This is a genomic window from Verrucomicrobiia bacterium (genome assembly GCA_036268055.1).
In the GTDB taxonomy this organism is placed as follows: domain Bacteria; phylum Verrucomicrobiota; class Verrucomicrobiia; order Limisphaerales; family Pedosphaeraceae; genus DATAUW01.
The window spans coordinates 21,266-44,520 of record DATAUW010000009.1; the positions used below are offsets into that span (position 1 = coordinate 21,266).

Here is a 23,255-nt window from a genome sequence, read left to right on the forward strand (position 1 = left end):
CGATATATTGTCATTCTGTGTTAACACAAACAGAGACACTTGATCCTGCGGCCGCGACCCCTCGTCCTGCAGATGTTGAAATCGGGGCTGAATCGGATCTTCGCGATTTTACCACCAACCGCCGCGTTCTCACCTTGTCTGCGATGGCCTTGGTCATCGGCTCCATAAGTGCGGTCGTAGCTTACGTCCTGATCTGGCTGATCGCCGTCATCACCAATCTTTCCTTTTATCAAAAATTTTCCTCCGCCTCGGCGGTGCCCCAGGGAAATCATCTCGGCGCGTGGGTGATCATTGTCCCGGTCATCGGCGCTTTGATCATCGGCGTGATGGCGCGTTTCGGTTCCGATAAGATTCGCGGTCACGGCATCCCGGAAGCGTTGGAGGCTATTCTTCTCGGGCGCAGCCGCATCCAGCCCAAAGTCGCACTTTTAAAACCGATTTCCGCCGCCATCTCCATCGGCACCGGCGGCCCGTTTGGCGCGGAAGGCCCGATCATCATGACGGGCGGCGCGCTCGGTTCGATCTTCGCGCAGCAATTTCACATGAGTGCCGCCGAGAGAAAAACCTTGCTCGCCGCCGGTGCGGCGGGCGGCATGGCCGCTATTTTTGCAACTCCGGTCGCCGCGGTCTTGCTCGCCGTCGAGCTTCTGTTGTTCGAGTGGAAGCCGCGCAGTTTTATTCCGGTCACTGTGGCCGCTGTGATGGCCTCCGTATTGCGCGTGCCGCTGCTCGGCGCGGGGCCGATTTTCCCGGTGCCACCTCACCTTGCATTGTCCGGTAATGAACTCCTCGTTGCGGCGGGCCTTGGCATTGTCACTGGATTTGCCTCCGGCCTTGTCACCAGCATCGTTTACGCCTGTGAAGATTTCTTTCACAAAATTCCGATTCATTGGATGTGGTGGCCCGCCATCGGCGCGGTCTTCGTCGGCATCGGCGGCTATATTGAACCGCGCGTCCTGGGCGTCGGTTACGATACGATTCACAGTCTTTTGAACGGCGACCTCATCGGCACGGTGGTGATCAGTCTGCTGGTTGCCAAGGCGGTTGTCTGGGCAATCGCGCTGGGCTCAGGAACCTCCGGCGGCGTTCTCGCGCCATTATTGATCATCGGTGGCGCGCTCGGCGCATTGCTCGGAAAATGGATTCCCATCGGCGACGCCGGTTTGTGGGCGACGATTTGCATGGCCGCAATGATGGGCGGCACAATGCGCGGTCCGTTGACTGCGGTAGTCTTCGCGGTCGAACTGACGCACGACTTCAATATCCTCCCCGCCTTGCTCATCGCTTCGGTGGCCTCGCTGGGCGTCACGGTTTTGTTGATGCGCCGTTCCATTCTCACCGAAAAACTCGCGCGCCGTGGCCAGCACGTCACTTGCGAATACAGTATTGACCCCTTCGAATTCGCGCGCGTTGGCGATGTCATGGAACGCGATGTTCCCACCGTGCCCGCGACTATGCTGCTGACCGAACTTTCCGATCGCATTGCCCAGAACGACCCCGCGCTGACCCGCCGCCAGGGCACGCTGGTGACGGACGAGCAAAATCGTTTATACGGCATCATCACCCGCGGCGACATCGTCCGCGCCCTGCGCCAAAACGAAAATTCCACGATGACCGTTGGCGAGGCTTGCAGTAGCAATCTGGTCGTCGCTTATGCGGATGAACCTCTGCAAAACGCGCTGACCAAAATGCTCGACCGCAACATCGGCCGCCTTCCCGTCGTTGGCCGCAGCCAGCCGTCGAAAGTCATCGGCTATCTGGGCCGCGCCGCGATTCTCTCCGCTCGCCGGCGTCTGCACGAAGAGGAAAATATTCTTCAACGCGGCTAAAATTTAATGCGATTGCCAAAATCGGGCGGCCTCTGGCCGCCTGAATTTACTCGCCAATTTTTCACGCCCAATTACACTTTCACCGATGTTCAAGATCATTCTGATAAAATTGTTGATCGCCGCGATTTCCGGCACGGTGATTCTCTGGGCGCTTTGACATGCGGCCGTTTCTTTATTTTCGCGATCCACTTTTCCTCATCGGTTGCGCTGCCTACGCCCTCAATCGCTTCGTCGTCAAACACTACATCCATCGCGGATTTTTCCACGACCACTTCAACGATTGCTGGCTGATCCCGTGCGCCTTGCCGCCCGTTCTCTGGCTGCATCAACGCCTTGGTCTTCGCCCGCACAACGCGCCGCCGCAATTTCTCGAAATCTTTGCCCACCTGATTTTCTGGTCTCTGCTCTTCGAGTGGATTGGACCAAAATTTGTTCACGGAACCACCTCCGACCCGATGGACGTGGTCGCTTATTTCACCGGTGGCCTCATCGCCTGGATATGGTGGCAGCGAGATAGCTGGCTCAAGGCTCGTCCCGCCCATGAGTTTTGACACCCTTGCGCCGTATTATCGCTGGATGGAAATGGTCCTCGCCGGACAAACCATGCACCGCTGCCGCACGGCTTTTCTCGACCAGGTTCCTACCGCGCGAAATATTCTTCTCCTCGGCGAAGGCCACGGTCGCGCGCTCGTCGAATGCCGCCGCCGTTTTCCCGCTGCGCAAATCACCTGCGTTGATGCCAGCCATAAAATGCTCGATCAGGCGCGGCGAAATATAGCTCGCCACCAATTATCTTCAGCCCGCATCGAATATCTCCCGGTTGATGCTCTCGCCTGGCAGCCTCCCGCAAAAAACTACGACCTCATCATCACCAACTTTTTCTTCGATTGCTTCCCTGCGGAGCAATCAAAAATTCTCGTGGAAAAACTCGCCGCTGCTTCCACCGAAGACGCCAATTGGCTCGTCGCCGATTTTCAAATTCCAACGCAACGCTTAAAACGGCTCCGCAGCCAGCTAATCGTCTGGATGCTCTATCGTTTCTTCCGCATCGCAACTCGTCTGTCCGCGCGCGCTCTTACTCCACCCGATGATTTTTTGCGCGCTTCCGGCTTTAAACTTTCGCGCCGCCTCGAAAACGACTGGGGTCTTTTCCGCAGCGATTGGTGGCAGCGCGATCCTCAATTCCTCAGCGCTTAAACTTGATCACGAAGACCACGGCGTCTTTCGCGGGCCACGAATGCGCCGGTTGAATCACTAGCGCGTCCGGTGTTTGCTGCCATTGCAATTTTTCCCGGCTTCCCAGCAAAGTCACTTCAGTCACGGCCTTGTCCGCCGCGCCGCTCGCGAGGCCCAATGATTTTATTCGCAGCGCATCGCTGGGCACACCCAGCGCAATGGCATAAAGCGTTTTCCCGCGCGTGGTGAAACGAATGTCATTCGCATTGAACGCATAATTTTCCTTAAAGTTTCCGCCCGCCACGACCGTCGGCCCTTCGCCATAAATTTTCCACGGACGCGTTTTGAAAATCGCTTCGCCATTCACCTTCATCCACGCCGCCATCTCTTTCAGAAAAACTTCCATTTCCGGCGGCAAACTTCCGTCGGGATATTGGACGACGTTCAAAAGCAAATTTCCATTTTTGCTCACGATGTCCGCCAACAGATGGATCACTTGCCCGGTCGTCTTGTATTGATCGTTCGTCCGAAAAAACCAATCGCCCGTTGAGGTATCCGTCTGCCACGGGTAAGGCTGAATATCGTGCATTCCTCCGCGCTCCACATCCTGCACGCACGAACTGTCAATGAACTCGCCCGAATTAACTTTTTTACAATTATAAACCGCCTCCAACCGGCCGTGATGCCGAAGCATATTCGCATTATAAAATTGAGCCACCAGCGTGCGGCCCACGTCCCCGAACGGCATTCCGCCATCGCTATAGAGCAGGTCGGGATGATATTGATCCACGACATCATAAATGCGCGCAAACCATTCCTGATGCCATTCGGAATTGGTCGAATACCATGCTTTATCGCCCGTATCCGCAAGCGGATGATAAAGGTCCTGATACTTCGGGTCTGCGCCATCATAAGGCACACCAGCAAACGGACCAGTTTTGTCCGAGCGATGGCTGGCTTGAAACCACGTGAAACTCGCGCCGAGATGTTCCGAGACGCCAAAACGCAGTCCTTGTTTCAACGCCTCCTTTTGCCAAAGTCCTACAATATCTTTATGCGGCCCCATCTCCACGGCATTCCACTTGTGATATTTTGAATTCCAGTTATCAAAATTATCGTGATGCACCGCCTGTGCGACGAAATAATGCGCGCCCGCCTTTTTATAAAGCTCCATCAATCGCGCCGGGTTCCATTTTTCTGCATGCCATTGAGGAATAATGTCCTTGTAACCATTCGTCGAAGGATGCCCGTAATCCGCGAGATGAAATTTATAATCCGGGCTGCCTTCCTCGTACATGATTCGCGCATACCAATCGCCATGTTCGGGAACTGCCTGCGGTCCCCAATGCGCCCAAATGCCAAACTTCGCGTCACGAAACCAATCCGGACATTGGTACTCCTTTAGCGAATCGGTGGACGCCGTAAACTTTCCCTGAACCAAAGGAAGCTGCCCCGGCGCCGGAATCAAACGCGCGTTCGTCTCCGGCGGATACGCCGCCTGTGCGGCAGTTGCCAAAACGACAAAAGATAAAATCGCCGCGAGCACGCAAGCTGATGAATTTGTGGGCATGAAAAATATTAATCGAGAGCCGGGCGGTAAATCAATCCCGGCCTTGCGCCAATTAATTCGCAATGATGTTGATAAATTCCGCCACTGAAGCATCCTATGGCGTGGCGTACGCGCCTCCATCCAACACCGATGAAGAAACTTTTTATTTTGATACTGATCGCCGCGGCGGTTGCCGGCGGCATTTATTATAACGAAACGCACCAACCCACGGCGATTGTACTGACCGGCATCGTCACCACCGATGAGACGATTGTAAGTTCGGAAATCCAGGGCCGCTTGCAACAACTTCTCGTCAAGGAAGGCGACGCCGTCACCAACGGCCAGTTGCTCGCGGTCATTCAGTCGCAGATGCAACAGGCGGACGTCGCCTATTACGCCAGCAGTGAACAGGAATTTGCGGCGCAGGTTGCTCAAGCCCAGGCCGACCTCGAAAACGCGAAGTTGACTTACGACCGCGAGGAGGGGTTGCACAAACAGGACGTCGAATCCCAGCAGGCTTACGACCAGGCGCGCACCGGTTATGCAGGAGCGAAAGCGCGCGTGGATGCCCTCGCCCGCGGCGTCGAAGCCGCCCGCGCGCAAAAACAAAAAGCGGACGTCCAACTCGGCCACACGCAAATTTTCGCGCCGATCACCGGCATCGTGGACACTCGCGCCGCCTTGCAAGGCGAAGTTGTCAATCCCGGGCAGGCGATTGTCACGCTGATTGATCAGGACAATTTTTGGGTCCGCGCCGACGTCGAAGAAACTTACGCCGACCGCATTCATCCGGGCGATAAATTGCCGGTGAGATTGCCTTCGGGTGTCGAGCGTGACGGCACGGTTTTCTATCGCAGCGCCGATGCCGATTACGCCACCCAGCGCGACGTCAGCCGCACCAAGCGCGACATCAAGACCTTTGAAATCCGCCTCCGCTGCGACAACCACGACCGCGCGCTGGCGCTCGGCATGACCGCCTACGTCACCTTGCCCCTGGCCAAACCGTGAGCACCTTCGACATCGAAGTAAAAGATCTGGTGAAAAAATTCGGCGACTTCACCGCCGTGAGTGGACTGAATTTTAACGTCGCCCACGGCGAAGTCTTCGGACTGCTCGGTCCCAACGGCGCCGGCAAATCCACGCTCATCCGCATGCTCACCACGTTAGTGCCGCCGACCTCCGGCACGGCGTTGATCAATGGCTTCGACATCGCCCGGCAGGCGACCGACGTGCGCCAATCCATCGGCGTCATACCGCAGGCGATGACTTCCGACCTTGATTTGAGCGCGGTCGAAAACATGACCATCTTCGCCAAGCTCTACGGCATCCCGCGCGAAAAACGCAACGCGACGATCAAACAACTCCTCAAGGAAGTGGACCTCGAAAAGTGGGCCGACAAACCGGTGAAGAACTTTTCCGGCGGCATGCGGCGGCGTCTTGAAATCGCCCGCGGTCTCGTGCACGAGCCGAAAATATTCTTTCTCGACGAACCGACCACCGGCCTCGATCCCGTCTCGCGCGTCGCCGTGTGGGAGATGCTGGTTCGGCTCAAGCGCGAGCGCGACTTGACGATTCTCGTGACCACGCATTACATGGATGAGGCGGACAAACTCTGCGACCGCATCGCCATCGTGGATCACGGAAAACTCGTTGCGCTCGATTCGCCGTTGCGATTGAAAGCTTCCATTCCCGGCAAAAATATTCTCGAAGTCAGTTTTGGCCATGTGCCCGAACATTGGACGGAAACTTTGAAAACCTTGCCGGAAGTCGCCGAAGTGAAAGCCGATCAAAATATTTTCCGCATCGCATCGCATAACGGCCCGCGAACCACGATCGCGTTGATGGAAGCTTCGCGCGATGCGAATGCTCCCATCACGTCGCTATCCGTCCAGAGCACCACGCTCGACGATGTTTTTGTGCACTACACGGGCCATCAACTTCGCGACTCGTTGCAGGCGGCCACCGCGGCCAACAGTCCGTTCCTCATGCAACGCGGATAATTTTATGCATCGAGTTTGGGCCATGATTGAACGAGATTTGCGGCGCTTCCGGCGCAGCCCGGTTCTCGTCGTGGTGTCCATCATCATGCCGCTCGTGCAACTCGTCGTGCTCGGTTATGCGTTCGGCGGAAAAATAAAAAATCTCCACGTTGGCGTCGTTGACCAGGATCACGGTGTGCCCGCGATCAAGCTCAAGGAAATGTTCCAGGCCATCTCCGTCAACGCGCGCACGTTTGACCCCGTTCCTTACGCCGACCTGGCGAGTGCCATGTTTGATTTGCGCAACGGCAAAATCAACGGCGTGCTGGATATACCGCCGCTGTTTTCCCGCAAGCTTCTCGCCGGCGCGAATCCGCGGATTGCGCTCGCAGAAGATAACACCGATCAATTTTCCGCCTCCGCCTTGGAAGGAAGTTTTTCCTCGATGCTCGGCACGTACAATGCGCCGCGCGTTCCCGGACGCACGAGCGGCGCGGCGACCCTTTCCGTCGTCGAAGTCTATCCTTACGTGCCCTACATCCAATACCTGCTGCCGGGCACGATCGTGCTTGCGATTTTTGTGTCAGCGATGATCGGCGGCGGAATTATTTTCATTGATGACAAAGCGCGAGGCTTGCACGAAGGCTACCTCGTCACGCCGATTCGTAAATTTGAATTGATCCTCGGCTTCACCCTCTCCGGCGCGGCCAAGGCGATCATCGCCGGGTTGGTGCTGATCACCGTTGGCTCGATCATCGCCGGAATTCCCGATCCCTTGAATCCATTGCGGATGGCGCGAATGTTTTTGCTGGTGATGGCGACCTCCATGGCGCTTATCAGCATGATGTTTCTCATCATGGTTCGCATCAGCGATCCGCTCGTGCCGCGCGCGATATTCGGCATGCTCAATACCGTGTTGTATTTTCCGAGCGGTGCCGTTTATCCCGCCGAATCCTTTCCGGCCTGGATGAAAGTCATTTCCGTGGTGGACCCTTTTACCTACGCGGTGCACGGCTTCAAAGAACTCGTGCTCAAAAACACCGACCTCATGGCCATCCGTTACGACCTCGCGTTTCTCGTCGGCTTCACGATGCTAACCATGGCCTTGGCGACGCTGCTTTTTAAGAGAACATTGTGACGGAAGTCGCGATATCTACTGTGCGGCATCAAGAAGATTCACGCTGCACTCAACTCACGCGCGTGAGGGATGTCGTTTGTTTGAAGGGGACGAACTTGGTCGCGTTCTAAAGTAAGCAGCGCAACCGTATGCCCGCCATAAGCGACAAATTCCACTTCAAAAGCTAATCCCTGGCGATAAACTAGCACAACCGCACCCACGTCACCGCGAGTCAGCCTGTAATTAGGCAAATCGCAGGTCAAAGCCACTGCGTCTAATTCTTTAATCATGCTCGTAGTCTCGTAGATAAGATATTCCTTTGAACGAAGGCATTTAACACATTGGTTCTAAATTCAGACACCTCGCGCGCATCTCAATTTCTGCTCCTAACGAAACGTGCAGAGCAAAAAGTCTTACCGTGCCGCTTTTCCAAAACCTGGCCATTGTCGAAACTGATTCTATAAACATGACGCGTCTGCCGGAGCTTTAGAGGAACAGACAAGTGCGTTTTATGGTTCCAAGCTCCGTTAGGAGCGCCATGTTTATAATATTATTTACGTTAATCTCCCAAGCTCCAGAGGAGCGGCATCTACCGAAATGTGCCCTTTCGAACTTGTAAGAAACTCAGTTGCGCTTAATCAGATTCACGTAAATCAATTACCGAGCGTTTAAAGATACCGCACACGAGGTTGACTTTTCACGCCTTCTGAAGAACATTTACCGGCAAGGAAGCGCGGGCGCAACTCAGGCGTTCGCAAGGCCACCTTCGCACGACATTCAAGTCGCATTTGATTACTCGTTCCGTGTGATTTTGCCGACTTGAAGTCAGCGTTGATTTTACGGCCAAAGCCCCTTGAGAAATCCTGTTTCAGGACAACGCCCAAAAAACCCAATATGTCTGGTAGAGTCAAGTTAAAACCCCCAACTAATGGTGTTTTCTCGCTCAAAAAAACGACAAATAATCGTTGTGTTTAAGTGCGTTTTTTCCTATTGTTTGAGCATCAATTTTGAGCCGCAAATGGCTCGTTTCAGTCGCTGCTTTTTATGTCAAAAGAATCCGAATTAGACGATAGCACTTCCGTCGTTGCGCCCGCCGCCGCAACCGAAAATTATGACTCTTCCAAACTCGGTAAATTGGAGGGGTTGGAGGCTGTCCGCAAAAAGCCGGGCATGTATATCGGCGGCACGGATGAGCGCGCCTTGCATCATTGCGTCACTGAAGTGCTGGATAATTCCGTGGACGAATATCTCGCCGGCAAGTGCGATCAGATTGACGTCACGATCCACGTGGACGGTTCCATTTCCATCCGCGACAACGGCCGCGGCATTCCCGTTGACATCCATCCGCAATATAAGATTCCCGGCGTCGAATTGGTTTTGACGACGCTGCATTCCGGCGGAAAATACGGGCAGGGCGGTTACACCTATTCGGGCGGTACCCACGGTGTCGGCGCCAAATGCGTGAACGCGGTGTCCGAATGGTTCTCAGTGGAAGTCTCGCGCGATGGGCAGGTGTATCACATGCGCTTCGAGCGCGGCAAGACCACCAAGAAACTCGAAGTCATCGGCAAATCCAAAGGCACCGGCACGCTCGTCACGTTCAAGCCCGATCCGGAAATTTTCCGGGACACCACGGATTTTAAGGCGGAACGCATCAGCCAGCGTCTGCGTGAGCTTGCGTTTCTCAATTCCGATCTCAAGATCACGTTCCTTGATGAACGCGTCCCGACCGCGACGCGCGAAGTGTTTTATTACAAGGATGGCATCCAGGAATTCGTCAAGCAGTTGAGCAAAGGCAAACAGGTTTTGCATCCCAAACCGATTTCCTTCACCGGCCGCCGCGCCTACGAAAATCAGCAGGACGGTCCCAAGGCCGACATCATTGCCGATCTCGTGATGCAGTATAACGATAGTTACAACGCGCAACTGCTCAGCTACACCAACACCGTCCACAATCCCGATGGCGGCACGCATCAGGCGGGTTTCCGTTCCGCATTGACGCGCGCGGTGAACCAATACGCCAAGCAAAACGAGTTGCTCAAAGAAAAAGATCCCAGTGTCACCGGCGATGATTTGCTCGAAGGCTTGGTCGCGGTGATTGCCATCAAGCATCCCGATCCCAAGTTCAATAATCAGCCCAAGGAAAAACTGCTTTCACCCGAAGTCGAAGGCATCGTGAGTTCCATCACTTACGAAGGCTTGATGTCGCACTTCGATGCGAATCCTCCGGTGGCGAAAAGAATTTTGGAAAAAGGTCTCAACGCCGCCCGCGCTCGCGAGGCTGCACGCAAGGCCCGCGAAGCCGTCCGCAAATCCGCGCTTACGGGCGGTGGTTTGCCCGGCAAGCTGGCCGATTGTTCCGATCGTGATCCGGCGAATACTGAGGTCTATATCGTCGAAGGTGATTCCGCCGGTGGCTCCGCCAAACAGGGACGCGACCGCAAGTTCCAGGCGATTTTGCCGATTCGCGGCAAGCTCATCAACGTGGAGAAAGCGCGTCTGGACAAGGTGCTTCAGAACAACGAAATCCGCACCATGATCACCGCGGTCGGCACGGGAATCGGCGACGGCGAAGGTGAGGGGGCGTTCAACATCGAGAAGCTCCGCTATCACAAGATCATCATCATGACCGATGCCGATGTGGACGGTTCGCACATCCGCACATTGTTGCTGACATTTTTCTATCGCCAGATGCCGGAACTGATCAAACGCGGTTTCATTTACATCGCGCAGCCGCCGCTCTACCAGATCACGCGCAAAAAACGCGTCGAATACGTGGAAGACGACGCGCAACTGAATCGCATTCTCATCCAGATCGGCACCGAGGAAGTGCGCTTGCGCGTTCTCGCCGACAACAAGGAACTGTCGCAGAGCCAGCTCGCGGAAATTTTGGAACTGCTCGAATCGCTGGATAAGTATGCTCGCGCGTTGCGCCGTCACGGCGGTGACTTCAATGATTTCGTCGAGCGCCGAACGGCGAACGGCGAATTGCCGCGTCATCTGGTCAAAGTGCGCTCCGGCAACGACGAGACAGTTCATTATTTTCACACCGAGGAAGACCTCGCGAAATTCAGCGCGGAAAATGCCGACTTGAAACTGTTCGGCGAAGAAGAAGGCGATACCGATTTCATCGAAAAAGCGAAAACCGGCCCGACCCGCCGCGGCAAACACGTCGAGTTGCACGAGAGCAAGGCCATCGGTGATTTGCTGGGCAAGCTCGGCCGCAAAGGCCTCAACGTCGAACACTACTCCGCGCAGGACAAGCCGCTGTTCGAGTTGCTCGAAGGCGCAGGCGAAAAAGAAACGGCCAAGCCGCTGTTTTCCATCGCGGAGATTTTGAACGGCGTGCTGGAAGTCGGCCGCCAGGGTTTGCAGATCAAACGCTTCAAGGGACTGGGAGAAATGAACCCGTCGCAGTTGTTTGAAACCACGATGGACCCCAACAAGCGCAAGCTTCTGCGGGTGGACCTCACCGACGCCGTCGAGGCCGAGGAAATGTTCACCAAACTCATGGGCGACGAAGTCGAGCCGCGCAAACAATTTATCGAGGACAACGCACTGAACGTGCGGAACCTGGATATTTGATGCCGACCCTGCATGTCATTGCCGGACCCAACGGAGTCGGAAAAACGACCTTCGCGGACCGGCATTTGCCGCAGACCATACGGGAACTGGAATTTGTGAATGCTGATTTAATAGCGCGTGGATTGTCGCCTTACGATCCCGACTCCGTTTCGATGGAGGCGGGGCGCATCGCACTGTTGCGCATACGCCATTTGATCGCGGAACGCCGTTCCTTTACGTGGGAAACGACGATGAGTGGCAGGAGTGCTGTGACGTGGTTGCAAGCCGCGCGAAAATCGGGTTACGAATTAAAATGTTATTTTCTTTGGGTGCGCGATATTCAGACCACTCTGGATCGAATTCAGCAAAGAGTTTCGGAAGGCGGGCACAATATTGAACCGAGCGTTTCCAAGCGCCGCTTTTATAAGACCATTCAAAATTTCTTTGCGATCTACCGCCCATTATTTGATGCGTGGAAACTGATTCAGATCGAGAACACCGGCACTCGTCTGCTTGCGGTTGGCAAGAACGGTCGAGAAGCTATCCGTGATCAAAAATCCTTCGACAAAATCGCTTTAGAGGCAGGCTTGGATTTATGAAAAAGGAATTTGAACTATTCGATGAATCCACAATGGATGTGGAAGACCTTCAAGTGGAGCGCGACGCCCAACTTGCCGGGGTTGATGCCATTCGCCGCGCGCGCCGTTTTGGCACGTTCTATGTCATTTGTGAAGACGACAAGACAAAAAAGATTCCTCCTGACCAAACGGTTCCCTACGAAGAAAACCTCCTCGCCAGCGCCGCCCGGCTTGACCGCCGCATCGCTGAACTCCAGCAATCACAATCATCCGCTGCCGCCTTGAACGACCGTCCGCTGACCAACAATAGTTAATATTCCCATGGCTGATTCCAATAATCCCAACGACCCGCAAAATCCTGATCAACGTCCTCCAGGCGCGACTCCGCTATTCGCCGCCAACGAAAAAGTCGCGAAAATCAACGTCGCCGACGAAATCAAAAATTCGTTCCTCGACTATTCGATGTCCGTGATCATCTCGCGCGCTTTGCCCGACGTGCGCGACGGTTTGAAGCCTTCACAGCGGCGCATTCTTTTTGCGATGCACGACCTTTCGCTTTTTCCGAATCGCCAGCATCGTAAGTGCGCGAAAATTTGCGGCGATACCAGCGGTAATTACCATCCTCACGGCGAAGCGGTGATCTATCCGACCCTGGTACACATGGCGCAACCGTGGGCCATGCGCGAGCGGCTTATTGATGGCCAGGGAAATTTCGGTTCCGTCGAAGGCGACCCGCCCGCCGCCATGCGTTATACCGAAGCCCGCATGACCCATCTCGGCGCCGCCCTGATGGAAGACATGGACAAAGACACCGTTGATTTCGTCGCCAACTATGACGAGACACGCACGGAGCCCACCGTTTTTCCCGCCGCGTTTCCAAACCTGCTCATCAATGGCGGCACCGGCATCGCCGTCGGCATGGCCACCAACATGGCGCCGCACAATCTCGGCGAAGTCGTGGACGGCATTTGCGCGCAAATTGATAATCCGAACATCACGCTTCCGCAGTTGATGAAATTTATCAAGGGGCCGGACTTCCCGACCGGTTGCACCATCTGTGGCCTTGAGCCGATCAAAAAATATTTCGAAGACGGTCGTGGCAGCGTCAAGGTTCGCGGCAAAGTGGGCGTCGAACAATTAAAAGGCGGGCGCGAACAAATCATCATCACCGAAATTCCTTATAACGTAAACCGCGCGATCCTCGTCGAACGCATCGCCGAACTGGTCAACGAAAAGACCATCACCGACATCACCGCCATTCGCGACGAGTCGGATGAAAACACGCGCGTGGTGATCGAGTTGAAGCGCGACGCCATCGCCAAGGTGGTTATCAACAATCTCTATCAATTCACCGCGCTCGAATCCAGTTTCGCCGTCAATGCGCTCGCCATTGATCATGGCCGTCCCAAGACCCTTGGCCTCAAAGCCATTATCAGTTGTTACATCGAGCATCGCCGCGAAGTTGTGCTTCGCCGCACGCGCTTCGAGTTGCGCAAGGCTGAGGACCGCGCCGAAACGCTCGAAGGCTATCTCATCGCGCTCGCGAACATGGATGAATTCATCCGCATCATCCGCGGTTCGGCGAATCGTGAGGAAGCGCGCGTGAAACTGCTCGCGTTCGAATTTACCCGCGCGCAAGTGGAACAACTCGGCATTCTTATCCGCAGCGAAGCCCGGCTGACTGGCGGGCGTTATGCCTTCAGCGAAGCCCAGGCCAATTCCATTTTGGAACTTCGTCTCTATCAGTTGACCGGTTTGGAAATTGACAAGGTTCGCGCCGAATATGGACAGCTTATCGAGCGCATCAAGGACCTGCTCGATATTCTCGCCAAGGAATCGCGCGTGCTCGCGATCATCAAGGCCGAACTTCAAACCATCAAAGATAAATACGCCTCGCCGCGCCTGACCGATCTTGTTCCCGATGAAGGTGAAATCGCCATCGAGGATTTGATCGCGAACGAAGGCGTCATCATCACCATCACGCACAGCGGGCTTATCAAGCGCACCAATGTCAGTTCGTATCGCGCGCAACGGCGCGGGGGCAGGGGAGTGATCGGCATGACTACTCGCGAAGGTTCGGCGGGCGAGGGTGAGGCGGATGATTTCATCGAGCATCTTTTCACCGCCAGCACGCACGATTACCTGATGTTTTTCACGAACACCGGGCGCGTCTATGTCGAGCGCGTGCATGAGATTCCCGACATGGGCCGCGCCGCGAAAGGCCGCAGCATTGCCAACCTGCTCGAATTGAAGGCCGACGAAAAAGTTGCCGCGCTCATCCGAGTTATCTCCCGCACCGGCCCGAACAAGGAAGACGTCACCTGGCAGCAACCAGAGTTCCTATTTTTTGCGACGCAACAGGGAACCGTCAAGAAAACCGCGCTCGGAGAATTCAGCAACATGCGCAAGGGCGGCATCATCGCCATCGGCATTGACCCGGGTGACGCGCTGATCGCCGTCAAGCTCACCAGTGGCAATAACGAAGTTGTTCTCATCACGCGCGAAGGCCAAAGCATCCGCTTCTCTGAAGCAGACGTTCGCTCGATGGGCCGTCCCGCTGCCGGCGTTCGCGGAATCACGCTGGAAAAAACCGACGCCTTGGTGGCGCTGGAAGTGGTCGTGCCGAATGCCACCTTGCTTGTGGCCGGTGGCAACGGCGTCGGCAAACGCACCGACTTCGGTGAATATCGCGTTCAATCGCGCGGCGGCAAGGGCATCATCACCATGAAAACCACCGACAAAACGGGCGGCGTCGTCGGCGCGCTCACGGTACAGGATTCCGACGAGATCATGCTGATCACCGTCGGCGGACAGATGGTGCGCATCCCGGTCGCGGGCATCCGTGAAGCGGGCCGCAATACCCAGGGCGTAAAATTGATCAATCTCGATGCGAACGACAAACTCCAGGCGATCGCGCCCGTGATCAACGAGGAAAAAGAGGTCGCGGACAATGGCGAGCCCGGCGAACCGACTCCGCCACCGGCTGGTTGATCCGCCGGATTATTTTGCTCCGCAATTTTAAATCACAAACGCGCGGCTGCTTAAAACAGCCGCGCGTTTTGTTTACGCAATCGCTTAAAAGAAAAAAGAGACGCCCACTGCCGGGCCGGTTGCATTCACGCCGATATTACGGTCCCACAAGTCCGCGTTGGAAATATGTTGAAAGCGGTATTCGGCATTCAACGCGCAGCGCGGCGCGATGAAGTAATGAAAACCGAGCGCGGCATCCAGGTTGAAATTAAAATCCTTGCCGTCGTAATTGTGCGGAATATCGAGCGTCGTGCCGCCGCCACCGAGTTCGAGATACGGAACGAACTTCCAGTCTTGCGGGACGAAATTATAGCGGAACCAAAGTGTCGCGCCCGCGATATAACTTCCCGGCCCCTGATGAATCGTGGCTCCAAAAATTTCCGGCACCAATTCAAAGCTGCCGCGAAAAAAACTGTCGCCCTTGGGTTCCGTGACCATGAAGCCGGCCTCCGCGTAACCCATCGCGTAATCGAGGTTCGGCCGGTTCGAGCCGCGAATCACGTTCGCGTAAAAACTCGCGCCGCCCAAAGTGAATTCATGCCAGCCAAAACGAAAATTATCGTCAACGGAGTAAGTGGAAGACGAGTCCGCCTGGGCGAACAATGGCGCCGCCGCAGCCGCCATCACCAATAATTTCAAGCTATAGTTTTTTACAGTCCGTTTCATGTGCGCAAATTATATTTATCCAATTTTGTGGAGCTAGAAAAAAATGTCTGCCTAACGTCTCCGACATTAAAGCCTTACGAATTCCCGGAACAAAGTGAAAGTGTGCCGCCAATTTGAAATTTGTCAAATGCGTCACGGCGAAAGCCGTTCGATCAGCCAGGCTTGGCCGGGTTGGCGAACGTAACAAAAGCGATCATGCAGGCGGTTTGGACGTCCCTGCCAAAATTCAACCCGCGTTGGCGTTACGCAAAAACCACCCCAATACGGTGGCAGCGGCACGGTCTCACCGGGATATTTGGCCTCGAGTTCCGCAAGTTTTTTCTCGAGCGCAGCCCGGTCGGCAACCGCCTCGCTCTGATGCGAAACCCACGCGGACAGGCGGCTGCCCTTGGGGCGGCTGTTGAAATAATGCTCCGACTCCTCCCGCGAAACTTTGCTCACCGTGCCGGCGATGCACACCTGACGTTCCAGTTGCGGCCAAAAAAAAGTGAGCGCGGCATTTGGATTCGCATCCAGCTCGCGGCCCTTGCGGCTGTCGTAATTCGTGTAGAAAATGAATCCCCGCGCATCGGTATTTTTTAGCAGCACGATCCGCGACGAGGGACGTCCGTCCGCATCGGCGGTGGCGAGCGTCATGGCATTCGGTTCAGGAACGGCGGAAGCCACCGCCTGTTGAAACCATCTTGAAAATTGCGCAATGGGATCGGCGTCGAGGTCGGCACGACGCAAGCCCGCGAGCGTATATTCGCGGCGGTAGTCGGCTAAAGGCTTTTCTCCTGACATATTTTAATAAGCGAATTATGGCGCCGATCTGAATCAAAAATCAATCCGCGCTGGTCGAGCGGCGATCCACGCCCGCAATCTCCGGAGGAAAGGCCAGCGTACCGCGCCGATAATCCTTAATGCGCCATTGCAGGCACGGCCAGTATTTTTTGTGATTGCCCTGGTTGCGAGTTGGCCAATAAGTGTAAAACTCGCGATCAAGTTGTTGCAGTTCCGCAATATTCTTTTTCGCGTCGCGCTTCGCGGTGGCCGATTGTCCCGCGGCAAGCGACTGCTGCCATAACATAAATTTGCAAGAGTGCGCAGCCATGCGTGCGGCGAGATTCAATTCGGTTTTTAACATCTTTCCACTAGCGGAAGATGGCCGTGCTTGCTGAAGAATGGAAAGTTGTTTTTCCATTTCAGCCAAGGCGGCGCACACATTGTCTGGCGCGATCCGCGCGTAATATTTCAATCCATCGCGGCAAAACAGTTCGAGCAATTTTGGCGGCGGCGCTGCAATCGTCGCACCGAAAGGAGTGACGTTGGGAGCAAAATATTTAAATTTAGTGTGCGCGAATCCCAGTGCAAATGCAGCCTCGCCAGCTTTGCCACTCGGGTCTTCAAAAATGTCGCGATTAGCGACGGGCACGAGCAAATTTTCATCATAACTCGCCGCGCACCAACTCAAGGCGGCACCGGCAACATACGGAATGTAGCTCGCGGCCAGCGGTTGCATGTGGCCACCGTCGCCCCAATCGGTGTTGAGATAGCCGATGGCCCCGTGCTTGCGTCCCACGAGCGCGGCGGCTTTGAGATTGGCGAGCGCGGTGTCGTGACGTCCGATCAAAGTCATCCACGTGGACGTGCCGGGACAGACGTAAAAAGGAACCTTCGAGCGGGCAAAAATTGCGGCTTCTTTTTCAAAAGGATGATTCGCCTCGTAACCCCAATTCAGCGCGACGACATCGCGCGGCAATTCTTTTACCAATTCGGGATAATGCAAAATAATATCACCCCAAAAAAGCATCTGCTTTTTGCGCGCACGCGTTTCGCGATAAATCTTTTTTAAGAAATCAACATAGACCTGGCCTTTGCCAATTTTTTTGCACAAGGCTTCGCTTTGACCGCGGCCAAGATCCCAGGTTTCATCACAACCCACGTTAAAACGGTTGCTCGTAAAATTGGGAAGCAACTCATCATAGAGGCTGCGAAGAAAGGGCAGCGTGCCTGGATTATTTGACGCGAGCGTCGCGGGTTGACGCAGAAATGCGCCGCCCTGATCGGGCCACGCAGCGGAAGTTTCGGCGAGGCGTTTGAGCGGGGGATAAGCGAGCCAATAGCGGAGATGGCCGAACGAATTTTGGTTGGGAACAAGTTCGATGCCGAGTTTGCGGCAATGGGCATCCAATTTTAAAATGTCCTCACCCGTTAGCGCGCCCCAATCGCGCCACACCTCGGAATAATTCCGATAGGCAAATGTGTGCTCGGTGTAGAGTTGAAATTCATTGATCTTGAAATCGGCGAGCTGGCTGGCCAACTCGAATAAAGTTTCCAATCGCGGCACGCGTCCGCGCGAGACATCCAGCATCACGCCGCGATGCGGAAAATCCGGATAATCATGAATGATCGCACAAGGGATGCGTCGCCCATATTCACGAAATAATTGGCGCAGCGTCGCCACCGCCGCACGCAAACCTTCCTCATCGTGATAACCAATTTTAATTCCGTCCGCCGCGACCGTCAGCGAATAACTACCGGCAGATTTTGGCGCATCAAATTTAGGCGACGCCTGAATAGTCGGCTGAAAACCTTTTGGAACCGCAACCGCCAATTCAAGCTTAACACCAATCGCTTCCGCAGCGGATTGCAACCGAGCAGCGATCGGCAAAAGGACGTTGTCCCGTGGCAATGCGGGGTCGAGCAGCAACGTGGCATGCGGAGGCAACTCCAACGTGCCGGACCGACGTTTAAGCGACCGAGGGTAGGGGAGAAGTTTCAATTTGCCGCGCCCGCATCAACCTTGCGCCGGGATCATTCCCGATTGGCGGGCGTAATTGAAAAGACCGCCGGCGTCCACTACCGGCCGCACATCGCCGAGCGGTTTGAACGAACACACTTTGCCGGTCGCCTTCACCGTGACGCTCGAGGCATCAAGATCAACCGTGACGACATCGCCCGTCTTGAGGACGTCGCAAAGCCGGTCTTTGCACTCGCAAGGATAAAGCTCGCCGGTGGCAACGCAGTTGCGGAAAAAAATCCGGGCAAAACTTTCGGCTAGAATAATCCTGCAAGCGGCCGATCCCAGGGCAATCGGCGCGTGCTCGCGGGAACTGCCGCAGCCAAAATTGCGCCCGCCGACGACAATGGGATATTCGCTATCAAGCTGGCCGTCCTTGACAAAACGGGTCGGATACAGCGATTCGGGCAAACCGCACAACGCATAAGCGCCGAGCTTGATATATTCGTCGGGAATGGTCGGGACGAGGTTCAGGTATTGCGCGGGAATGATTTGATCGGTGTCAATGTTGTCGCGCACCACATAAACCGGACCAGTAAAAACTGTTTGCATGCGGACAATTTGACCCGTCGCGCGTGAGTTTTCAACCAGATTTAATTCGCGAGACGATTTGACCTATCGCCGCCCGCCGCGGCGTCGCTGCTTCTTGGCCCGATTCTTCAAATGACCATCAATCAACACCGCGGCGATGAACACGACCGTTATCAATACGATCACCATCAGCACGGCAATGGCAGGATTCTCTTCGATCGCGCGTTCCCACCGCAAAATTTCGGTATGCATGTCCATGCCTGTGCTGAACGCTCTTATAAAGAGAAACTTAAACGGCGTCAACCCTGCGGATTGCGCCACAGCCAAAAGCATTTTCTGAATCGAATCCCGCTTGCCCTGTGAAGGCGGCTTCCTATAATCGCGCGATGTTGGATATCAAATTGATCCGCGAACAAACGGATAAGGTCCGCCAGCGGCTCGCCACGCGCGGGGCAGGGGACGAGACCAAGCTTGACGAAATTTTGAAATACGACGAGCAGCGGCGCAAGCTGCTTGTCGAAGTCGAAGGTTTGAAGGCGCAACGCAACCGTGTGTCCAAGGAAATCGGCGCGTTGATGGGCCAGAAAAAAAATGCTGAAGCCGAGGAAAAGAAAAAGGAAACGCGCGATCTTGGCGACAAAATAACGGACCTCGACAAACAGGCCGCGGCCGCTGAGGCCTCGCGCGACGATTTGATGTTGCGCCTGCCGAATGTTCCGCACGATACGGTGACGGTTGGCAAAACTGCGGAAGAAAATCCCGAAATGCGCACGTGGGGCGCAAAGCCGGATTTTGCTTTCAAGCCGAAATCGCACACGGAATTATGTGAGAGTTTGAAGCTGGTGGATTTTGCGCGCGGGGCAAAGCTTTCCGGCAGCGGATTTTTGCTTTACACAAATTGGGGCGCGAAGCTCGAACGTGCGCTGATTCAATTTCTGCTGGAGTTGCACACGAGCCAGCACGGTTACACGGAAGTTTCACCGCCCTACATCATCAGCCAGGAATGCATGACCGGCGTGGGGCAATTCCCAAAATTTTTCGACCAGGCTTACGCGGTGCAGGAAGGCCAGGACAACTCCACGCTCGGAAAACTTTATTTGCTGCCGACCGCCGAGGCGCCGGTGGCAAACATTCATCGCGAAGAAATTTTGCCGGAGAAACAATTACCGATTCAATATTGCGCCTACAGTCCATGCTTCCGCGCGGAAGCGGGCGCGGCGGGCGTCGGCACGCGCGGGATGATTCGCGTGCATCAGTTCGACAAAGTCGAACTCATCAAAATCACGAAACCCGAGCACGGCTATAATGAATTGGAAAAACTCGTCGCGAACGCCGAACGCGTGTTGCAAATGCTCGGTCTGCATTATCGTGTGATCATGCTATGCACGGGCGACATGGGTTTCACCAGCGCGAAGACTTACGACATCGAGGTTTGGGCGCCAGGGCAGGGACAGTATCTCGAAGTTTCAAGTTGCTCCAACTGCGAAGATTTCCAGGCGCGGCGCATGGGCCTGAGATTCAAGACCGAGACGGGCGAAAATAAATTTCCACACATTCTCAACGGCAGCGGAACCGCGCTCGCGCGATTGTTCGTCGCCTTGCTCGAGACGTATCAACAGGCGGACGGCAGTGTGCTCGTGCCGGCGCCGTTACAACCTTTCCTCAAAACCGATCGCATCAAGAATTAACGGATATTTTCTCCCCGTCGCGCCGTTAAATCCAAAATGAAAATCCTGCTCGCCAGCAGCGAAGTCCATCCCTACTCGAAAACGGGCGGCCTCGCCGACATGGTGGGCTCGCTGGCCAAGGCCCTCGCCAGCGCGGGTCATCAAGTGGGAATCGTCACGCCGCTGTATCGCGGCATTCGCGAGCGGTTTCCGCGTATTCGCAAAATGGATTGGGCGATGGAATTGCCGCTCGGCACGCGCAAGGTGCAGGCCGAAGTGTGGAAATCCGAACCGGAACCTGGCCTGACAATTTATTTCATCAACCAGCCGGATTTTTATAATCGCGGCGGATTGTATCTCGACAGCAAGGGCGACTACGCGGACAACGCCGACCGGTTCATTTTTTTCTCCAAAGCGGTGGCGCAGCTCGCGCGTTTTTTGCCGTGGCAACCGGAAGTGGTTCACGCCAACGATTGGCAAACGGGATTGGTGCCGCTGTTGATGCTGCATCAAAAACTTCACGAAGGCTGGATCAACATTCCCAAGACCTGTTTCACGATCCACAATCTCGCGTATCAAGGCTATTTTTCCGCTGCGCAATATGAACTGACCAATTTGCCCAAGGAATATTTCAACCAGCACGGCGTGGAATCCTACGGGCAGATGAATTGCCTCAAGGCAGGCATCGCGTTCGCTGATGTTATCACAACGGTGAGCCCGCGCTACGCGCGCGAAATCACCACGCAGGAATCCGGCTGCGGCCTCGATGAATTATTGCGCCGTCGGCAAAAATCGTTGTTCGGAATTTTAAACGGTGTGGACTACGCGGAATGGAACACGACGGATAACTCGTTTTTGCCGTTCCCATATTCGTGGCGCAGCCTCGCAGGAAAAGCGAAGGACAAACTCGAGTTGCAAAAGGAACTCGGCTTGCCAATCGCGGCAAACGTCCCATTGTTCGGCAGCGTAACGCGGCTGGCAGACCAAAAAGGACTCGATATTCAATTGGGCGCGCTCGAGGAAATGTTGAGCACGAACATGCAGTTCGCCTTGCTCGGCAGCGGCTCACCGATTTTTGAAAAAGCGTATCGCGATCTTCAAGTGCGTTATCCCGGCAAAGTTGCGGCACGAATCGGATTCGACCAGGGGCTGTCGCATCGCATCGAGGCGGGTTGTGATTTTTATTTGATGCCGTCGAAGTTTGAGCCGTGCGGGTTGAACCAGATGTATAGCCTGCGTTACGGGACGATTCCCATCGTGCGCATGACCGGCGGCTTGGATGATTCAGTGGTGGACATCGTGGAAAATCGCGACCGCGCCACGGGCATCAAATTCGAGGAATATTCCGCGCGCGCGCTGGCCAAGGCGATGCGCAAGGCGCTCGTCCTATATGGCGAGCCGAAGCTGCTGCGCCATTACCAGCGCAACGCCATGCGCGCCGATTTTTCCTGGGACAGCATGGTTGGGCGTTATCTCGAAGCTTACCGGGCGGGCTGAGCCGTTTGTAAATGTGCTTTTCGGCGGGCCGCGATTTTGATTTCATGGGGGCATGTCCGATGCTGTGATTCGACGTTGTCCGCGCTGTGGGCGAAAGGCCCATGACCGGATGCTTTTGCAATGTCCCGACTGCCGCGTGCCGTTCGTCTTCGAGGAGGAAACTTTTGGCGGCCTCACCCAGGAACAACTCCGACTTATCGCCGGACAAATTTTCGGTTCGTGGAAATTCTGGGCGGTGCTCATCGTGCTCGTGGGCTCGGCGTCATGGGCGGTCGTCACTGTGGCGGACCGGGTGATTGACGCGCGCGCCAAACAATATCTCAACACGCTCGAACAAAACGCCACCAACCACATCGGTGCCGCGTTCGGACAAATCTCGAACCAGATCGCGCTGGAATTTCGCCAGCCGCGCATCCGCAACACGATCGAGCAAGTCGCGCGCAACCGGGCAGGGGACATCCTCACCAATGGCGTGCGGCCAACGCTCGAAGCTTTTCAGGATGCGCTCGATTCCGCGACCAGCGCGCTCCAACGGTCGAGCAACGCCATCGCCAAACTCGAAGCCGACGCCCTCGCTGCGCAACGCCGGATTCCCCCGCCCGCGCCGGTCGTGCCCGTGACGGCTCCCATCGCGGTCGTTCAAACCAACGTCGTCGCACCACCCGTTGTAACCACCTCGCAATCTCCCGCCACACCGACTGCGCCGCCGACCGTCAAATTAGCCTTGGCCAACCGCACCATAACCCAGGCGGGGCAGCATTATATTCTCACGCTCTTTTTTCGCGCGACCTTCGTGAACGGCGCGACCAGCGGCATGGTGGACGTCGCGGCGGGAACCTACAATCAAACCGCAAAAATTCTAAACTTTGCGTCCATGACCTCGAGCCCCAGCGAAGCCGCCTCGATCAACGCCGAGGCTGACGTAGCCCGGCTGCGCTTCGGCGTCTCCGACCGCGAAACCCCGACCCTGGTCATCGAATTCTCCGGCCCGACCATCGTCCGCCTCGTCAGCGATTCGTTGGACACGGATTTAACTATTCCAATCGCGGCGGACAAGATGCCGATTGCGCCGGTGGCCAAATAGATTTGCGTTTATGACTAAGCCTCGCCGCAAATACGCTTCAAGAAAGCGAACAGAAAGCTCAAAGGTTAAACTTATTCTCACTCCGGGCAAAATGCCTGTTTTCTCAGTCCCGGGAGGAATTAAGCAGCTTACGCCAAATGCTGTGAAACGTATAGCTGAAATCTGACGTATCGCGGCTGGCAAGTAGGGTGAGGCGGCGATATTCG

The 23,255-nt window shown here is 55.4% G+C and carries 20 protein-coding genes; 13 read left to right on the plus strand and 7 right to left on the minus strand.

The window, feature by feature from the left end; translation table 11 throughout:
- Positions 1-17: 17 nt before the first annotated feature.
- From VH413_03350 to VH413_03360, 3 genes are all read left to right on the plus strand, one after another.
- Positions 18-1,829, plus strand: a complete 1,812-nt coding sequence (locus VH413_03350; GenBank protein ID HEX3797712.1) for a chloride channel protein — start codon at positions 18-20, stop codon at positions 1,827-1,829.
- A 158-nt stretch (positions 1,830-1,987) separates the two neighbouring features.
- Complete coding sequence (locus tag VH413_03355; GenBank protein HEX3797713.1) at positions 1,988-2,380, plus strand: hypothetical protein; 393 nt, start codon at positions 1,988-1,990, stop codon at positions 2,378-2,380.
- The gene (locus VH413_03360; protein ID HEX3797714.1) at positions 2,370-3,026 is read left to right on the plus strand and encodes a class I SAM-dependent methyltransferase; all 657 of its coding nucleotides are present in this window, start codon (positions 2,370-2,372) and stop codon (positions 3,024-3,026) included. Before VH413_03355 ends, VH413_03360 begins: the two co-directional genes overlap by 11 nt.
- On the opposite strand, the gene VH413_03365 is transcribed toward VH413_03360, so the two are convergent.
- A complete protein-coding gene (locus tag VH413_03365) occupies positions 3,016-4,575 on the minus strand; it encodes an alpha-L-fucosidase (protein HEX3797715.1) in 1,560 nt (519 codons plus the stop codon). The genes VH413_03360 and VH413_03365 overlap by 11 nt on opposite strands.
- Positions 4,576-4,722: 147 nt before the next feature.
- Here VH413_03365 and VH413_03370 point away from each other — a divergent pair, with 147 nt between their 5' ends.
- The 3 genes from VH413_03370 to VH413_03380 are packed head-to-tail and all read left to right on the plus strand — an operon-like array spanning position 4,723 to position 7,671.
- Positions 4,723-5,562: an efflux RND transporter periplasmic adaptor subunit gene (locus tag VH413_03370; protein ID HEX3797716.1), complete on the plus strand. Its 840-nt coding sequence runs from the start codon at positions 4,723-4,725 to the stop codon at positions 5,560-5,562.
- Positions 5,559-6,554 carry an ATP-binding cassette domain-containing protein gene (locus VH413_03375; GenBank protein ID HEX3797717.1) on the plus strand — a complete coding sequence of 332 codons (996 nt, stop codon included), beginning with the start codon at positions 5,559-5,561 and terminating at the stop codon, positions 6,552-6,554. Before VH413_03370 ends, VH413_03375 begins: the two co-directional genes overlap by 4 nt.
- A gap of 4 nt (positions 6,555-6,558) precedes the next feature.
- Complete coding sequence (locus VH413_03380; GenBank protein HEX3797718.1) at positions 6,559-7,671, plus strand: ABC transporter permease; 1,113 nt, start codon at positions 6,559-6,561, stop codon at positions 7,669-7,671.
- Positions 7,672-7,709: 38 nt separating this feature from the next.
- Here the strand turns inward: VH413_03380 and VH413_03385 are convergent, their stop codons facing one another.
- Positions 7,710-7,940: a DUF4926 domain-containing protein gene (locus VH413_03385; protein HEX3797719.1), complete on the minus strand. Its 231-nt coding sequence runs from the start codon at positions 7,938-7,940 to the stop codon at positions 7,710-7,712.
- 754 nt (positions 7,941-8,694) lie between these two features.
- Here VH413_03385 and VH413_03390 point away from each other — a divergent pair.
- From VH413_03390 to gyrA, 4 genes are read left to right on the plus strand one after another with little or no spacing between them, the layout of a single operon-like run.
- A complete protein-coding gene (locus tag VH413_03390; GenBank protein ID HEX3797720.1) occupies positions 8,695-11,235 on the plus strand; it encodes a DNA gyrase subunit B in 2,541 nt (846 codons plus the stop codon).
- Complete coding sequence (locus VH413_03395; protein ID HEX3797721.1) at positions 11,235-11,813, plus strand: AAA family ATPase; 579 nt, start codon at positions 11,235-11,237, stop codon at positions 11,811-11,813. The genes VH413_03390 and VH413_03395 overlap by 1 nt, the downstream gene beginning before the upstream one ends.
- Positions 11,810-12,106, plus strand: a complete 297-nt coding sequence (locus tag VH413_03400; GenBank protein HEX3797722.1) for a hypothetical protein — start codon at positions 11,810-11,812, stop codon at positions 12,104-12,106. Before VH413_03395 ends, VH413_03400 begins: the two co-directional genes overlap by 4 nt.
- Before the next feature lie 7 nt (positions 12,107-12,113).
- Entirely contained in the window at positions 12,114-14,783 is a 2,670-nt protein-coding gene (gyrA, locus tag VH413_03405; GenBank protein ID HEX3797723.1) for a DNA gyrase subunit A, read from the plus strand.
- An 84-nt stretch (positions 14,784-14,867) separates the two neighbouring features.
- Here gyrA and VH413_03410 read toward each other — a convergent pair whose 3' ends face one another.
- The 5 genes from VH413_03410 to VH413_03430 all read right to left on the minus strand — a co-directional run bounded on the left by VH413_03410 (position 14,868) and on the right by VH413_03430 (position 19,134).
- Complete coding sequence (locus VH413_03410; protein HEX3797724.1) at positions 14,868-15,488, minus strand: acyloxyacyl hydrolase; 621 nt, start codon at positions 15,486-15,488, stop codon at positions 14,868-14,870.
- Between the two features lie 132 nt (positions 15,489-15,620).
- Entirely contained in the window at positions 15,621-16,271 is a 651-nt protein-coding gene (gene pdxH, locus VH413_03415) for a pyridoxamine 5'-phosphate oxidase (GenBank protein HEX3797725.1), read from the minus strand.
- Between the two features lie 40 nt (positions 16,272-16,311).
- Positions 16,312-18,252, minus strand: coding sequence for a family 20 glycosylhydrolase (locus VH413_03420; protein ID HEX3797726.1), 1,941 nt, complete (start codon positions 18,250-18,252; stop codon positions 16,312-16,314).
- A 15-nt stretch (positions 18,253-18,267) separates the two neighbouring features.
- A complete protein-coding gene (locus VH413_03425) occupies positions 18,268-18,822 on the minus strand; it encodes a 3-isopropylmalate dehydratase (GenBank protein HEX3797727.1) in 555 nt (184 codons plus the stop codon).
- 63 nt (positions 18,823-18,885) lie between these two features.
- Positions 18,886-19,134: a hypothetical protein gene (locus tag VH413_03430; GenBank protein HEX3797728.1), complete on the minus strand. Its 249-nt coding sequence runs from the start codon at positions 19,132-19,134 to the stop codon at positions 18,886-18,888.
- 53 nt (positions 19,135-19,187) lie between these two features.
- Here VH413_03430 and serS point away from each other — a divergent pair, with 53 nt between their 5' ends.
- Genes serS through VH413_03445 form a run of 3 tightly spaced genes read left to right on the plus strand, consistent with a single transcriptional unit; the run spans position 19,188 to position 23,049 of the window.
- Positions 19,188-20,489, plus strand: coding sequence for a serine--tRNA ligase (gene serS, locus VH413_03435; protein HEX3797729.1), 1,302 nt, complete (start codon positions 19,188-19,190; stop codon positions 20,487-20,489).
- A 36-nt stretch (positions 20,490-20,525) separates the two neighbouring features.
- Complete coding sequence (gene glgA / locus VH413_03440; GenBank protein HEX3797730.1) at positions 20,526-21,965, plus strand: glycogen synthase GlgA; 1,440 nt, start codon at positions 20,526-20,528, stop codon at positions 21,963-21,965.
- Between the two features lie 52 nt (positions 21,966-22,017).
- On the plus strand, positions 22,018-23,049 hold the full coding sequence (locus tag VH413_03445) for a hypothetical protein (protein ID HEX3797731.1): 1,032 nt from the start codon (positions 22,018-22,020) through the stop codon (positions 23,047-23,049).
- Positions 23,050-23,255 lie beyond the last annotated feature (206 nt).

Coding starts and splice junctions, on each gene's coding strand:
- VH413_03355 (HEX3797713.1), top strand. CDS start 1,988: ATGCGGCCGTTTCTTTATTTTCGCGATCCACTTTTCCTCATCGGTTGC.
- VH413_03360 (HEX3797714.1), top strand. CDS start 2,370: ATGAGTTTTGACACCCTTGCGCCGTATTATCGCTGGATGGAAATGGTC.
- VH413_03365 (HEX3797715.1), bottom strand. CDS start 4,575: ATGCCCACAAATTCATCAGCTTGCGTGCTCGCGGCGATTTTATCTTTT.
- VH413_03380 (HEX3797718.1), top strand. CDS start 6,559: ATGCATCGAGTTTGGGCCATGATTGAACGAGATTTGCGGCGCTTCCGG.
- VH413_03385 (HEX3797719.1), bottom strand. CDS start 7,940: ATGATTAAAGAATTAGACGCAGTGGCTTTGACCTGCGATTTGCCTAAT.
- VH413_03390 (HEX3797720.1), top strand. CDS start 8,695: ATGTCAAAAGAATCCGAATTAGACGATAGCACTTCCGTCGTTGCGCCC.
- VH413_03395 (HEX3797721.1), top strand. CDS start 11,235: ATGCCGACCCTGCATGTCATTGCCGGACCCAACGGAGTCGGAAAAACG.
- VH413_03400 (HEX3797722.1), top strand. CDS start 11,810: ATGAAAAAGGAATTTGAACTATTCGATGAATCCACAATGGATGTGGAA.
- gyrA (HEX3797723.1), top strand. CDS start 12,114: ATGGCTGATTCCAATAATCCCAACGACCCGCAAAATCCTGATCAACGT.
- VH413_03410 (HEX3797724.1), bottom strand. CDS start 15,488: ATGAAACGGACTGTAAAAAACTATAGCTTGAAATTATTGGTGATGGCG.
- pdxH (HEX3797725.1), bottom strand. CDS start 16,271: ATGTCAGGAGAAAAGCCTTTAGCCGACTACCGCCGCGAATATACGCTC.
- VH413_03425 (HEX3797727.1), bottom strand. CDS start 18,822: ATGCAAACAGTTTTTACTGGTCCGGTTTATGTGGTGCGCGACAACATT.
- VH413_03430 (HEX3797728.1), bottom strand. CDS start 19,134: ATGCTTTTGGCTGTGGCGCAATCCGCAGGGTTGACGCCGTTTAAGTTT.
- serS (HEX3797729.1), top strand. CDS start 19,188: ATGTTGGATATCAAATTGATCCGCGAACAAACGGATAAGGTCCGCCAG.
- glgA (HEX3797730.1), top strand. CDS start 20,526: ATGAAAATCCTGCTCGCCAGCAGCGAAGTCCATCCCTACTCGAAAACG.
- VH413_03445 (HEX3797731.1), top strand. CDS start 22,018: ATGTCCGATGCTGTGATTCGACGTTGTCCGCGCTGTGGGCGAAAGGCC.